We start from the raw sequence: 12987 nt of genomic DNA, 5'->3' as shown, positions 1-12987 counted from the left end.
GCCTCAACTCGGGCATCCATGCCCTCGCCGTGGCCGAGCTTCGAGGTTGAAAAATGCACAACCTCTCAGCCCTCCACGAACGCCTTCAGCCGCGCCAGCGCGTCGTCCCACTGGCTCGACACGAGGTCGATGTAGTCGCGCAGTTCCGCGATCGGCTGCGGGTTGAGCGCGTACAGGCTTTCGCGGCCTGCGCGCTCGCTGCGCACGACGCGGGCATCCTCGAGTACGCGCAGGTGCTTGCTGATCGCCTGCCGGGTCAGCGACTGGCCGTCGCAGAGCTGGGTGATCGACCGGCGCGAGCCGTCGCACAGCCGGACCACCAGCGCCAGCCGCGTGGGGTCGCCGAGCGCGGCGAATGCCGTGGCCGCCCGCGGCGACCGCCTTGCCAGGCGCGCCAGTGCGCTAGCCGCCATGGCCGGCTGCAGCGGCAGTGCCCTCGAGATGCTGGCGGATGTTCTCCATCTGGATGCCCCAGCCGTCGTCGTTCATGCGGAACGCCTCGGCGCGGCGACTGGCCGGGATGCTGGCGAAACCCGACTCGACCAGGGTCAGCACGGTACCGTCGCCGTGCGGTTCGAGACGGAACTCGACCAGCGTCGGCGGCTCGGCGGAGTAGTCCGTGTCCGGGTCGATGGCGTAGGGATGCCAGGTGAAGCTGAACAGCCGTTCCGGTTGCATGGCCTGCACCACGGCGCGCCAGACGATGTGCTCGTAACCGGGCCAGGTGATGTGGCCGACAGATTCCCGGCCGGGCTCGAACGGCCCGGACAGGGCAACGCGGAACCATGCGCCGAATTCGCGGTGGTCGGTCAGCGCATGCCACACGCGCAATACCGGCGCTTTCAGCTCGATGCGTTTCTCGATGCGGTCGTTCATATGCTACCTCCTGGTTGCAGGTGAGCCTGCGCCGACAGCGTGGTAAATGCAACTTTTTGGTTGCTTCCGAGAGAGGTTTCGATGCCGGTGAATTCCGGCGATGCCAAATGGTTTCCGCGGTTCGAGGCCTGCGGCTGAGGCGTTGCGCTACTCGCGCAGCGCGGTTTCCGGCCGCTTGCCCGTCTGCAGGAACGCCAGCGCCTCGTGGCAGCGCGCATCGACCTTCAGCGTGAGCAGCGCGTCGGCACGGGTGCGGCCCAGCGTCACCGCGGCGACCGGCTTGCCTGCGCGCGCCGCGGCGTCGACGAAGCGGTAGCCGGAATAGACCATCAGCGAGGAGCCGACCACCAGCACCGCATCGGCGGCCTGCCAGGCGCGCGCCGCGGCATCCACGCGTTCGCGCGGCACCGCCTCGCCGAAGAACACCACGTCTGGTTTCACGATACCGCCGCAGTGCGGGCAGGGCGGCACGTCGAACGACGCGAAGTCGTGGCCTTCCAGATCGGCGTCGCCGTCCGGCGCGTCGGTCGCATCGAGTTGCGCCCATGCGGGATTGCGCTCGACCAGAAGCCGCTGGAACGCATGGCGGGCCAGCCGCCAGTCGCAGCCCATGCAGCGCACCTCGTCGAGGCGGCCATGCAGGTCGATCACCCGCTCGCTGCCGGCGCGCTGGTGCAGGCGGTCCACGTTCTGCGTCACCAGCAGTTCGACCCGGCCGCGCCGCTCCAGTTCGGCCAATGCATGGTGCGCGGCGTTCGGCAATGCACTGCCGAAGCGCCGCCAGCCGACCATGCTGCGTGCCCAGTAGCGCCGGCGCGTGGCCGGCTCATGCATGAAGGCGCTGTAGTTCACCGGCGGCGGACGCTTCCAATGGCCGTCGCGGTCGCGATAGTCGGGAATGCCCGAGTCGGTGCTGCACCCCGCGCCGGTCAGCACGAACAGGCGCGGATGGTCCTCGACGAATTGCTGCAGGGGAGTCATCGGATGGATATGGGTGCGGGGTCGCCGGAAAACAGGGCATCTGCAAAGAGGCGGGCATTTTCACCCAAGCGGATGTCGCTGGAGTAATTTTGGCCGACCGGCGGGCCGTTTCCCGCCTCGCCATGGGGGAATCCAAGCATGCCTTTGCAAATCCACCGCCTCGCGGGCGCCCGGCCGTCGCCAGGCGCTGGCCGGCCCACCCTGCTGCTGGCCGCCGCGCTGGCCGGGTTGTGCGCCGTTTCATCCGCCTGGGGCCAGACGCCGCAGCTGTCGGCGCAGACGCAGCAGTTCGTGAAGTACGCGCAACCGCTGCTGGCGATCACCCATGTGCGGGTGATCGACGGCAACGGCACACCGGCACGGGAAAACCAGACGGTGCTGTTGCGCGACGGCGTCATCGCGGCGGTCGGCAGGCACGTGAAGCTGCCGAAGGAGGCGACGGTGGTCGACGGCAGCGGGCACACGCTGATCCCCGGCCTGGTCGGCATGCACGACCACATGTTCTATCCGGCGCCGAAGGTGAATCCGGAGGCGAAGGAGGCGATCTATCCCGAGCAGGCATCGAGCTTTCCCAAGCTGTACTTGGCCGGCGGCGTCACCAGTATCCGCACCACCGGCAGCACCGAGCCGTACATCGACCTGGAGCTGAAAAAGGCGATCGATGCGGGCAAGGTCCCCGGGCCGAAGATGCACACCACCGGGCCGTACCTGGAGGGCAAGGGCAGCTTCACGCCGCAGATGCACGAGCTGGCGGATGCGGCCGACACCACCGATACGGTCAACTACTGGATCGGCGAGGGCGCAACCTCGTTCAAGGCGTACATGCATATCACCCGCAGCGAACTGGCGGCGGCGATCGCGGCGGCGCATGCGAAGCACATCAAGGTGACCGGCCACCTGTGCGCGATCGGTTTCACCGAAGCGGCCGACATCGGCATCGACGACCTGGAACACGGACTGCCGGTGGACACCGAGTTCAGCGCTGGCAAGCAACCCGACGTCTGTCCCGATACCAAGGCGGCGGTGGCCCATCTGGCGACGATGAGCGTCGACGATCCTCGCATTCAGCAGCTGATCAGGACCCTGGTGTCGAAGCACGTGGCGGTCACCTCGACCTTGCCGGTGTTCGAGACGTTCGTGCCAGGCCGTGCGCCGGTGGATCAACGCGTACTGGACGCGATGCTGCCGGAAACCCGTGTGGAGTACCTCAAGGGCCGCGAGCGCATCGCCGGCATGCACGATTCGCCGTGGCCGAAGATGTTCAAGCTGGAGCAGGAATTCGAGCATGCCTTCGTGCAGCAGGGCGGCACCCTGCTGGCCGGCCTCGACCCCACCGGCTATGGCGGCGTGATCGCCGGTTACGGCGACCAACGCGAAGTGGAGCTGCTGGTGGAAGCCGGTTTCACCCCTGTGCAGGCGATCCGGATCGCCACCCTCAACGGCGCCCGCTTCATGGGCGAGGACAAGCGCATCGGCTCCATCGAGACGGGCAAGGCTGCCGACCTCGTGCTGATCGACGGCAACCCGGCAAAGAACATCAAGGACATCGAAAACGTCGTGCTGGTGTTCAAGGACGGCGTGGGCTACGACCCGGCCAGGCTGGTGAAGGCGGCGAACGGTACGGTGGGCCTGCGCTAGCGCGGGCTTCGTCCCGTGATTGCGGGTGGGCCTGTGGCAAGCCGTATGGCTCACCCGATCTCTTCATCACTTGGCAGCATCGCGGCATGACCGATTCAGAGCTGGACAATCCCTTCTGGGCTTCGCTGCGTAGCCGGCATCGGGCCATCGCGCTTTGCCGGGGCGAGGTGGCGCGTTATCCGGCGGAATTCGCCCCGTTCGTCGGCGTGGCCAGCGCGGAGACGGACGTGGCCGCGGCGGTCGCGTCGCTGGTCGGTCCGGACGAATCGGTCTATCTGCTCGGCGTGGCGCCGGAGCCGCCGGAGGGGTGGTGCATCGAGGCGCAGGCTCCGCTGGCGCAGATGATCTGCACGGCACCGATCGCGGTGATCGACGGGCCGCCGGTGATCGAGCTGACCGAGGCGCATCGCGCCGACGTGCTGGCGTTGACCGCGCTGGTGTATCCGCATTATTTCCGCCCGCGCACGATGGAGCTGGGCCGTTACTTCGGCATCTACCAGGACGGGCGGCTGGCGGCGATCACCGGCGAACGGCTGGGCATGGACGCGCAGCAGGAGATCAGCGCGGTCTGCACGCATCCCGACTTCAATGGCCGCGGCTACGCACGCCGCCTGCTGGCGCTGCTGTCGAACGACAACCTCGAACGCGGCCGCGTGCTGTTCCTGCACGTGAGTCACCAGAACCAGCGCGCGAAGCAGCTGTACGAACGGATCGGCTACCGCCACCGGCGCGACATCGGCTTCTGGTCGCTGCGCCGGGCCCGGGTGCAGGCGCGCCCTGCGCAAGAATGAGCCATGTGCCGCCCGGCTGATGCCGGCGGCCCGTTTTCATCGACATCACATCCCGGGCGCTAGCCTCGGCGCCGCGGCGCAGCGTCGTCCGGTGCGCCGGCAACCCGAGGAGATCACGATGAAGAAGATTCCCACTGGCGCATGGGTCGTGGTGGCTGACGGCACCGGCGCGCGACTCCTGCGCAACGTCGGCAAGGGCCTCCACGTATCGCTCGAACAGGTGAAGCTGGTGGGGCCGAAGGATCTCGCCAACGACGGCCCGGCCGGGCGTCAGCCGCCGGAGCGGAGCATCGCCGAGATCGACGAAGCCACCTTCGCCAAGCAGCTGGCGCAGCGCCTGAACGCCGCGGCGCTGAAGAACGAATATTCCCACCTGGTATTGGCGGCCGATCCGCAGACGCTGGGGCAGATGCGGCCCCTGCTGCACGAGGAAACCACGAAGCGGATGGTGGAGGAGCTGAACAAGTCGTTGTTCCATGCGCCGCTGCAGGAGATCGAGCGCGCGCTGAAAGCGACCTGGTGAAATCACCTGCGCGGGGGGAGGGTTCCTCAGCCGTGTTGAATGCGCTGCCGGAACCGCTTACCGTGCGGAGTTCCCCCGCCGCAGGAGTGCCACGTGCCCCGGTTGTCCGACTTCCCCATCACCACGCGCTGGCCGGCGCAGCATCCCGACCGCATCCAGCTCTATTCGCTCAACACGCCGAACGGGGTGAAGGTATCGATCATGCTGGAGGAGACCGGGCTGCCGTACGAGCCGCACCTGGTCGACATCGGCAACGGCGAGAGCCACCTGCCGGAGTTCCTCGCACTGAACCCGAACGGCAAGATCCCCGCGATCATCGACCCGCAGGGGCCGGGCGGAAAGCCGCTGGGCCTGTTCGAGTCGGGCGCGATCCTGCTGTACATGGCGGAGAAGAGCGGCAGGTTCCTGCCCGCCGATCCGGCGCGGCGCTGGGAGACGATCCAGTGGCTGTTCTTCCAGATGGCCTCGATCGGGCCGATGTTCGGCCAGGTGGGCTTCTTCAACAAATACGCCGGCCGCGAGTACGAGGACAAGCGGCCGCTGGCGCGCTATGTCAACGAGTCGAAGCGCCTGCTCGGCGTGCTGGACGAGCGCCTCGCCGGGCGCGAGTGGATCATGGGCGACGAGTACACCATCGCCGACATCGCCACGCTGGGCTGGGTCAACAACCTGATCACCTGGTACGAGGCGCGCGGGCTGGTGGACTACCACCGCTTCAAGCACGTCGATGCCTGGCTGCAGCGCGGGCTGGCGCGGCCGGCGGTGCAGCGCGGGCTGCAGGTTTGCGGGCGAGGCTGAGTTTTCCCGAAGGCCGGGTTACGGACAACTGACGGGACGAGAAGCGTTTGCACGGGCCGCGGCCCAACTTGCGCACAATGCGTCATCCCACCCGCGAGATCACCGACATGCCACGACACCATCACGAAAGACACCGCACCGACCGCATCGGCTGGTTGCGCGCAGCGGTGCTGGGCGCGAACGACGGCATCGTCTCGACCGCCAGCCTGGTGCTTGGCGTGGCGGCGGCGCATGCCAGCGGGCAGAACATCCTGGTCGCCGGCGTCGCCGGGCTGGTGGCCGGGGCGATGTCGATGGCCGCCGGCGAGTATGTGTCGGTGCATTCGCAGGCCGACAGCGAGCGCGCCGAACTCGAGCGCGAGCACCTGGAACTGCAGACCCAGAGCGAGGCCGAGCATCGCGAGCTGGCAGCGATCTACGTCGGCCGCGGGCTTGACCCGCAGCTGGCGCGGCAGGTGGCCGACCAGCTGATGGCGCACGACGCGCTGGATGCCCACGCCCGCGACGAGCTGGGCATCACCGAAGCGCTGAAGGCGCGGCCGCTGCAGGCCGCCGGGGCCTCCGCGCTGAGCTTTGCGGTGGGCGCCGCGCTGCCGCTGGTAGTGGTGGCGCTGGCACCGGCGACGGTGTTGCTGTGGCTGGTGTTCGCCACCTCGCTGGTATTCCTCGCCGTGCTCGGCGCGGTGGCGGCGTGGGCCGGCGGCGCGAAGATGGGCGTCGGCGCCATGCGCATCACGTTCTGGGGTGCGCTGGCGATGGCGGTCACCACGGGCGTGGGCATGCTGTTCGGCACCGCCGCGTAACGCGGCGGCCCGTAGTGCGACGGCTCATTCGCCGGGGTGGTAGACCCGCTCGGTGTGGCCCTTGAGCTGCTCGGGCCAGAAGTACACCGTGCGCAGGTTGCCGGTGGTGTAGCGCTCGGCTTCGTCGTTGAAGTGCTTCGAGCCCGGGTGGCCGCTCTCGCCGCCGGCGGTGATCGCGCGCGCGCTCACCTTCGGGCCGAACTCCACCACTGCGACGAAGCTGTTGCCGCTGGTGCCGTAGTACTTCTTGGTGCCCGGCCAGCGGTGCGCGCCGAACGAGGCCAGCGAGCCCCAGCGCGAGGACACGAACGGCACCGGGATGCTCGGCCTGGCGTCGTCGAATTTCTGCACAATGGCGCCGTCATTGCGCTGGAAGCGGTTGACCTCGCCCCACGGCACGCCCCAGCTGCCGAAATCCTTCGTCAATCGATCGGATGCCTCGGCCAGCGCCTGCAAGCGCACATTCGCACCGGCCTTGTCGGCGATGTAGTCATAGATCGACAGGCCTTCGGCGGTGTCGGCCTTGCTGGCCTGGTCCCATAGCGTGTCGCCCCAGAACACCGCCAGCGTGGTCGGCATCGAGGCGATGCCCCAGCGGTAATCCCAATCGCGCAACAGCGCGATCTGACCTTTCAGGCGAGACTTGAGCGGATCGCTGGCGGGCAGCGCGTCGTAGTCGGCGATCAGAATCGGCAACTGACGCGCGAACGCCGGCAGGTACGAATCGAACGCCTTGGTGATCAGCGAGGCCATCGTGACGTCGTGCGCGCCGGTGAGCAGGCGGGTGGCGTGGATACCGCGCGGGTTCTCGCCGAAGCTGTCCATGTAGCGCGGGTAGTCCGCCTGCTTCGGGCTGAACGCGCCGGCGGCGGAGTACGGCCAGTTGTTGGTATTCATGATCCAGCCGTTGGGCGGGTTGAGCAGGTGCGGCGCCTCGTCGAGCGCATGCAGGCCCTGCCAGTCGGTGGCCGGATTGCTGCCGTCGACCGGCTTCGTATAGTCGAAGCGGTTGTCGCGCCTCGGGATGAACTGCGGGTGCATGTACGCAATCTCGCCCTTGTCGTCGGCGAAGATGGTGTTGTTCGACGAGTTGGCCTTCAGCTCGGCCACCTTCAGGTAGCTGGCGTAGTCGCTGGCCTTGGTGCGCAGCCAGCTCTGCTCGAGCGCTTGCAGCGGCTTGTTCATCATCGCCACGGCGATCCACCTGCCGTCGGCCGCGCGCACGATCGGGCCGTGGTGGGTGAAGTGCGCGTCGAAGCTGCGCGAGGCCAGCGTGCCGTCCTTCGCGCGATACGACAGGCGGATCGCGCGCGTGGTGACCGGCCGCAGCTCCTTGCCGTAGCGGTAAAACAGCTGGCCGCCCTGGTGCACGATGGTTTCGGCGAACTCGTCGACCACGTCGGCGCCGGTGGAGGTGTGCATCCAGCCGATGTGGTGGTTGAAGCCCTGGTAGACGAAGAACTGGCCCCAGGTCACCGCGCCGTACGCATCCAGCCCCTCGTCGCTGGTCATCTGCAGTTCGGAGCGGAAGAAGAACGAGGTGTGCGGGTTGATCCACAGCAGCGCGTGGCCGTCGGTGGTGAGCTTGGGCGCGATTGCGAAGCCGTTCGATCCGGTGGGCTCAACCCAGCTTGCCGGCGTATCCGCGCGTGCCAGCGCGGCGGGGTTGCGGCCGTAGAAGGCTTCGAGCTGCTTCAGCGACACCCGTTCGATGTCGCCGCCGATGCTGCCCTCGCTGAAGCTGAGCGCCATCCACGGTTCGAAATGTTTGATGACGCGCGGATGCACGTCCGGATGCGTGGCGAGGTACCAGTTCAGCCCGTCGGCCCAGCCGTTCATCAACGCCTGCAGCCACGCAGGGCTCTTCGCGTACAGGGCCTGCAGCTCGACCGGGTCGACGAACAGCCGCTGGCGCAGGTCCTGCCAGATCGCCGATTCGCCCTCGGCCTCGGCGAGCCGGCCGAGCGACACCAGGTAATTCGTCTCGACCCGATTGAAGTCGTCCTCGGCCTGGGCGTAGGCCATGCCGAACACCGCGTCGGCGTCGGTCTTGCCATGCACGTGGGCGATGCCCCAGTCGTCGCGGGTGATGGTGATCGTCTGCGCCCGGCGCCGCCAGCGCGCATGGTCGGCGGGCGAAGCAGTCTGCGCGGTGGCGACCAGACCGTAGGCGAGCAGCGCCGTGGCCAGCAACAGGCGTGGCAGATATCGGCGGTGTGCCTGCAGGCACGGGCTTTTCGAAGTGTATGTGCGCATCAGCTGATCGTCCCCTGGTGGTCGTCGGTGCCGCCGTGTTTCATGGAGTTGACCATCCCTGGGCCGCGCTTGCAAAGCGGCAGTGTGATGCGAGTGGGGAAAGTTTGGCGGCGCGCGTGTTCGTGGCGCCGGCACCACGGAGCGGTGACCATCTGCGGCGACGGGGTGTCGATTTGCGTGCGGGCCGTTCGTCGCAGCCCAGCGAGACGGTGTGCCGGCTCTCCGCTTTACCCACCCCACGACGAGGCCACCCCATGCAAATCCAGCCCTACCTGTTCTTCGACGGCCGTTGCGAAGAGGCCATTGCGTTCTACCGCCAGGCGATCGGCGCCGAGGTGGTCATGCTGATGCGCTATGCCAACGGCCCTGAGGGCTCCGCCCACTGCCCCGACGGCACGCAGGTTCCGGCGGACAAGGTGATGCACGCCTGCCTGCAGATCGGCGCGACCCAGGTGCTGGCCTCGGACGGGTTCAGCGGCGGCCAACCCGAGTTCAAGGGTTTCTCGCTGGCGCTTTCCGCCGATGACGACGCCGCGGCGAAGCGCATGTTCGATGCGCTCGCCGATGGCGGCCAGGTACAGCAGCCGCTGATGCCGACCTTCTTCGCCTCCAGCTTGGGCATGCTGGCCGACCGTTTCGGCGTGGCTTGGATGGTGTTGGTGCCGAGCGCGCCGGCCGGCTGACGGCGCAACGACAGCGGAATTGCCTGGCGCGCGCCTGCATGAGGAACCTGCGGCTGCGGCATGCGTCAGATGACCGGGCGCGCCGTAATATCGGCGCATGCAGGTGGGCGAGATGGCAGAGACGAAACCGGTCGTCGGGAATGCGCAGCGGCGCACCGCCTTCGTGCTGGCCGGAGGCGGCAGCCTTGGCGCGATCGAGGTGGGCATGCTGCAGGCCCTGCTCGACTGGGGCGAGGCGCCGGCGTTCCTGGTCGGTGCCTCGGCCGGGGCGATCAACGCGGCGTATTTCGCCGGCGATCCGACCGTCGCCGGCGCCCGCGAGCTGGAGCGGATCTGGTGCGCACTGACACGGCGCGAGGTGCTTCCGTTCAACCTCGGCAGCGTGTTCGGCCTGCTGCGCCGGCGCGATCATCTGGTGGATTCGTCCGGCCTGCGGCGCCTGCTCGAACGCTACCTGCCTTATCGGCAGTTGGAGGATGCGGCCCTGCCGGTCCATCTGGTGGCGTCGGACATCCTGAACGGTCAGGAGGTGCTCCTGTCTGCCGGGGCGGCGGTCGATGCCGTGCTGGCCAGTGCCGCGATCCCGGGCGTGTATCCGCCGGTGCGGATCGGCGGGCGCTGGCTGGTCGACGGCGGCGTGGCCAACAACACGCCGATCTCGGCGGCGATCGGCCTCGGCGCCACGCGCGTGATCGTGCTGCCCACCGGGTTTGCCTGCGCGCTCGAGCGGGCGCCGTCGGGTGCGATCGCACGCGCGATGCACGCGCTCAGTCTGCTGGTGGCCCGCCAGCTGGTATACGACGCCGAGCGCTTCGCCGGTACCGCGGTGGAGCTGCGCATCGTGCCGAGCCTCTGTCCACTCGATGTTTCGCCGTACGACTATTCCGCCGCGGCCAGGCTGATCGCCCGCGCCAGGACGGAGACCTGCCGCTGGCTTGAACAGGGCGGGCTCGATCGTGCCGGAACGCCCCCGCAGTTGCGCGAGCACCACGACTGAGCGCGCTGGCGGCGGCGAAGCGGACGTACGATCCGGCCGGCCTGTTCTTCGTGCACCACGGCGTGGGCAGCGAGGCGTGGTGTGCGGGTGGATTCACCCGCCGGGAAGACGCCTGAGCACGCTGTTCCGGCATTACCGCGCTGCCCCGGCCATGCCGGCGGCAGCGCGGCTGCCGCCATCGGTCGGTGGCGCCAGAGTCCGGCCTGTGCTCAGGCGGACGGTGGCAATGCACGCACGCCCAGCCAGCCCTTGACCGCGGCGATGGTCAGCGGGATCGCGCCGAAGATGATGAACACCAGGTCGCCGGGCAGGCGCATCCATTCGATCAGGTGCGAGCGCGAACTGCCGATGTAGTCGAGCGAGCGGGCGTGCCAGTAGCCATGTTGGATCACGTCCCACACCTGCAGCACGCCGCTGGGGAACAGGCTGAAAACCACCATCATGGCCAGGCCGATGTTGGTGCCCCAGAAGCCGGTCCGGACGAATTTCTCCATGCCCGCCCAGCGCTCGTCGCTGCTGGTCTGGCGCAGCACGAACACCATCAGCGCCAGCGCCAGCATGCCGAATACGCCCATCATCGCGGCGTGGCCGTGGTTCGGCGTGAGCTGCGTGCCGACTTCGTAGTAGCTGACGATCGGCAGGTTGATCAGGAAGCCGAAGATGCCGGCGCCGACGAAGTTCCACACGCCCACCGCGATCAGGAAGTAGAACGTCCAGCGGTGCGGCACCGCCACCGACTTGCCGCAGACGTCGCACTGGCCGCGGGTGGTGCGCACGAAGTCCCAGGCGTCCAGCGTGAGCAGGGTCAGCGGCACCACCTCCAGCACCGAGATCATCGCCGACATCGCCATGTTGACGCTGGTCTGCCCGGTGAAATACCAGTGGTGGCCGGTGCCGATCAGGCCGCCGAGGAAGTACAGGATGCCGTCCAGGTAGATCACCCGCAGCGCCACATTGCGGCGGGTCAGGCCCAGTTGGTAGAAGGTCAGCGCCACCACCGTGGTGGCGAAGAACTCGAAGAAGCCCTCGACCCACAGGTGGATGATCCAGAAGCGCCAGGTGTCGACTACGGTGTAGTTCGTCTTCGCGCCGAAGAACAGCGCGGGAATGTAGAACACCGGGATCGCCACCGCGGCGAACAGGAACATCTTCACCAGCGGCTTCGACTCCGGGTTGGCCAGCGAGCGCGGGCGCACCAGCAGCCACAGCAGGGCGAACCAGACCAGCAGGCCGACCACCAGCAGCAACTGCCAGAAGCGCCCCAGCTCCAGGAACTCCCAGCCCTGGTTGCCCAGCCAGAACCACCACTTGCCGAGCATCTGGGCAATGCCCAGCCATTCGCCGAGCAGGCTGCCGCCGATCACCACCACGAATGCGCCGAACACAAGATGTACCCAGGGCGCGAACCAGCGCGGCTCGTCGCTGCGCAGCGTGCGGCCCAGGAACAGCGCGGCCGCGACATAGGCGGTGGCGATCCAGAAGATGGCCGTCTGCAGGTGCCAGGTGCGCATCAGGTTGCTGGGGAAGATCGTTTCCAGCTGGAAGCCGTAGAAGCTGCCCGGGTCGGCGCGGTAGTGTGCCACCGCGCCGCCGACCAGGGTCTGCGCCAGGAACAGCAGCGCCACCACCACGAAGAATTTCACCAGCGCGCGCTGGCCGGGGCTGGCCACGCCCGGCAGCAGGTGCGGGTGGATGTGCTGGCCGCGGCTGATCCAGCCGAGGTAGTCGAACTTGCCGAACATCAGCAGCACCACAGCAATGCCGGCCAGCAGTACGATCAGGCTGAGCGCGCTCCACAGCAGCGCCCCCGGCACCGGCGTGTTGCCGACGGCGGGGTCGTAGGGGAAGTTGTTGGTGTAGGAGTAGTTCTCGCCGGGGCGGTTCGCCACCGAGGCCCAGGCGGCCCACGTCACGAACGCGGTGAACTGGTGCAATTCGGCCGGGTCGGTGATCAGCCCGGCCTTGAGACCGCCGTTGCGCTCGGGGTGCAGGAAGTAGTCGGTCCAGTGGGAAACCTGCTGGCTAAAGGCCGCGGCTTCCGGTGCGGTCAGCTGCAGCGTGTCGCTGGCCGGGTCATAGCGATTGGTCTTCAGTTCCACCGCGGTCTGTGCGCGTACCGCCGCCTGCCTGCCCGGCGTCAGCCCGGCCAGTGGCTGCTGGTACTGCTGCTGCGCCATGGCATCGGCAGCGTCCTCGCCGATGCGGTGCAGGGCCGCGGCCGAGTAATCCGGCCCCAGGTAGGCGCCGTGGCCCCAGATGCTGCCGTTGTCCATCAGCCCGTATTTCAGGAAAACCGCCTGGCCGTCGCGGATGTCGTCGCCGCTGAACAACGGGTTGCCCTGCGCGTCCACCACCCGGGCAGGAATCGGCGGGGCGTTGCGGTAGGCCAGCGTGGTGATCGCGAACAAGCCGGCAAAACCGAGCACCATCACGATCAGCACCGTACGCAGCCACCAGGGGGAAAGTTCGGGATCTTCCGGAGTCAATGGCTGGGCAGCAATGCTCATGATGCTTCCTCTTCCGCGACGTGTGGGCGAGTATCGGGCGATATCGCAGACACGTCCGCCCGCCAGTGCCGGAACCGGAGCGTGCCTTGTGGAGATTTCCCCCGAATTGTCGCGGCAAGCTTTTTCTTTTTTCC

At 67.9% G+C, this 12987-nt stretch carries 12 protein-coding genes; 7 read left to right on the top strand and 5 right to left on the bottom strand.

Features of this window, described 5'->3' with window-relative positions:
- Positions 1–65: 65 nt before the first annotated feature.
- From DEO45_RS03795 to DEO45_RS03785, 3 genes are all read right to left on the bottom strand, one after another.
- Positions 66–413 (bottom strand): ArsR/SmtB family transcription factor, encoded by a 348-nt coding sequence (locus tag DEO45_RS03795; protein WP_114340962.1) that lies wholly within the window; start codon positions 411–413, stop codon positions 66–68.
- A complete protein-coding gene (locus tag DEO45_RS03790) occupies positions 403–876 on the bottom strand; it encodes an SRPBCC family protein (RefSeq protein WP_114340961.1) in 474 nt (157 codons plus the stop codon). Before DEO45_RS03790 ends, DEO45_RS03795 begins: the two co-directional genes overlap by 11 nt.
- A 147-nt stretch (positions 877–1023) precedes the next feature.
- Positions 1024–1857: an NAD-dependent protein deacetylase gene (locus DEO45_RS03785; protein WP_114340960.1), complete on the bottom strand. Its 834-nt coding sequence runs from the start codon at positions 1855–1857 to the stop codon at positions 1024–1026.
- Positions 1858–1995: 138 nt separating this feature from the next.
- Here DEO45_RS03785 and DEO45_RS03780 point away from each other — a divergent pair, with 138 nt between their 5' ends.
- The 5 genes from DEO45_RS03780 (at position 1996) to DEO45_RS03760 (ending at position 6410) form a co-directional block, all read left to right on the top strand.
- Positions 1996–3495 carry an amidohydrolase family protein gene (locus DEO45_RS03780; RefSeq protein ID WP_114340959.1) on the top strand — a complete coding sequence of 500 codons (1500 nt, stop codon included), beginning with the start codon at positions 1996–1998 and terminating at the stop codon, positions 3493–3495.
- Positions 3496–3581: 86 nt separating this feature from the next.
- Positions 3582–4286 (top strand): GNAT family N-acetyltransferase, encoded by a 705-nt coding sequence (locus DEO45_RS03775; RefSeq protein ID WP_114340958.1) that lies wholly within the window; start codon positions 3582–3584, stop codon positions 4284–4286.
- 118 nt (positions 4287–4404) lie between these two features.
- Positions 4405–4809, top strand: a complete 405-nt coding sequence (locus tag DEO45_RS03770) for a host attachment family protein (RefSeq protein WP_114340957.1) — start codon at positions 4405–4407, stop codon at positions 4807–4809.
- Between the two features lie 93 nt (positions 4810–4902).
- Positions 4903–5607, top strand: a complete 705-nt coding sequence (locus tag DEO45_RS03765) for a glutathione S-transferase N-terminal domain-containing protein (RefSeq protein WP_114340956.1) — start codon at positions 4903–4905, stop codon at positions 5605–5607.
- Between the two features lie 107 nt (positions 5608–5714).
- Positions 5715–6410 carry a VIT1/CCC1 transporter family protein gene (locus DEO45_RS03760; RefSeq protein ID WP_114341310.1) on the top strand — a complete coding sequence of 232 codons (696 nt, stop codon included), beginning with the start codon at positions 5715–5717 and terminating at the stop codon, positions 6408–6410.
- Between the two features lie 24 nt (positions 6411–6434).
- Here the strand turns inward: DEO45_RS03760 and DEO45_RS03755 are convergent, their stop codons facing one another.
- Positions 6435–8666, bottom strand: coding sequence for a penicillin acylase family protein (locus tag DEO45_RS03755; RefSeq protein ID WP_114340955.1), 2232 nt, complete (start codon positions 8664–8666; stop codon positions 6435–6437).
- Positions 8667–8920: 254 nt separating this feature from the next.
- Between DEO45_RS03755 and DEO45_RS03750 the strand changes: the two genes are divergently transcribed.
- The gene (locus DEO45_RS03750; RefSeq protein WP_114340954.1) at positions 8921–9349 is read left to right on the top strand and encodes a VOC family protein; all 429 of its coding nucleotides are present in this window, start codon (positions 8921–8923) and stop codon (positions 9347–9349) included.
- 112 nt (positions 9350–9461) lie between these two features.
- A complete protein-coding gene (locus DEO45_RS03745; RefSeq protein ID WP_114341309.1) occupies positions 9462–10346 on the top strand; it encodes a patatin-like phospholipase family protein in 885 nt (294 codons plus the stop codon).
- A 209-nt stretch (positions 10347–10555) separates the two neighbouring features.
- Here DEO45_RS03745 and DEO45_RS03740 read toward each other — a convergent pair whose 3' ends face one another.
- On the bottom strand, positions 10556–12853 hold the full coding sequence (locus DEO45_RS03740; RefSeq protein WP_114340953.1) for a nitric-oxide reductase large subunit: 2298 nt from the start codon (positions 12851–12853) through the stop codon (positions 10556–10558).
- Positions 12854–12987: the final 134 nt, after the last annotated feature.

It is taken from the genome of Rhodanobacter denitrificans, assembly GCF_003335105.1.
In the GTDB taxonomy this organism is placed as follows: Bacteria; Pseudomonadota; Gammaproteobacteria; order Xanthomonadales; family Rhodanobacteraceae; genus Rhodanobacter; species Rhodanobacter denitrificans_A.
The sequence above is the reverse complement of the archived record's forward strand: the minus strand, read 5'-3'. Positions and strand labels throughout refer to the sequence as shown.

Excerpts from the sequence above, each read along its gene's own strand:
- DEO45_RS03770 (WP_114340957.1), top strand. The coding sequence starts at position 4,405 with ATGAAGAAGATTCCCACTGGCGCATGGGTCGTGGTGGCTGACGGCACC.
- DEO45_RS03780 (WP_114340959.1), top strand. The coding sequence starts at position 1,996 with ATGCCTTTGCAAATCCACCGCCTCGCGGGCGCCCGGCCGTCGCCAGGC.
- DEO45_RS03740 (WP_114340953.1), bottom strand. The coding sequence starts at position 12,853 with ATGAGCATTGCTGCCCAGCCATTGACTCCGGAAGATCCCGAACTTTCC.
- DEO45_RS03755 (WP_114340955.1), bottom strand. The coding sequence starts at position 8,666 with ATGCGCACATACACTTCGAAAAGCCCGTGCCTGCAGGCACACCGCCGA.
- DEO45_RS03790 (WP_114340961.1), bottom strand. The coding sequence starts at position 876 with ATGAACGACCGCATCGAGAAACGCATCGAGCTGAAAGCGCCGGTATTG.
- DEO45_RS03795 (WP_114340962.1), bottom strand. The coding sequence starts at position 413 with ATGGCGGCTAGCGCACTGGCGCGCCTGGCAAGGCGGTCGCCGCGGGCG.
- DEO45_RS03750 (WP_114340954.1), top strand. The coding sequence starts at position 8,921 with ATGCAAATCCAGCCCTACCTGTTCTTCGACGGCCGTTGCGAAGAGGCC.
- DEO45_RS03775 (WP_114340958.1), top strand. The coding sequence starts at position 3,582 with ATGACCGATTCAGAGCTGGACAATCCCTTCTGGGCTTCGCTGCGTAGC.
- DEO45_RS03745 (WP_114341309.1), top strand. The coding sequence starts at position 9,462 with ATGGCAGAGACGAAACCGGTCGTCGGGAATGCGCAGCGGCGCACCGCC.
- DEO45_RS03760 (WP_114341310.1), top strand. The coding sequence starts at position 5,715 with ATGCCACGACACCATCACGAAAGACACCGCACCGACCGCATCGGCTGG.
- DEO45_RS03785 (WP_114340960.1), bottom strand. The coding sequence starts at position 1,857 with ATGACTCCCCTGCAGCAATTCGTCGAGGACCATCCGCGCCTGTTCGTG.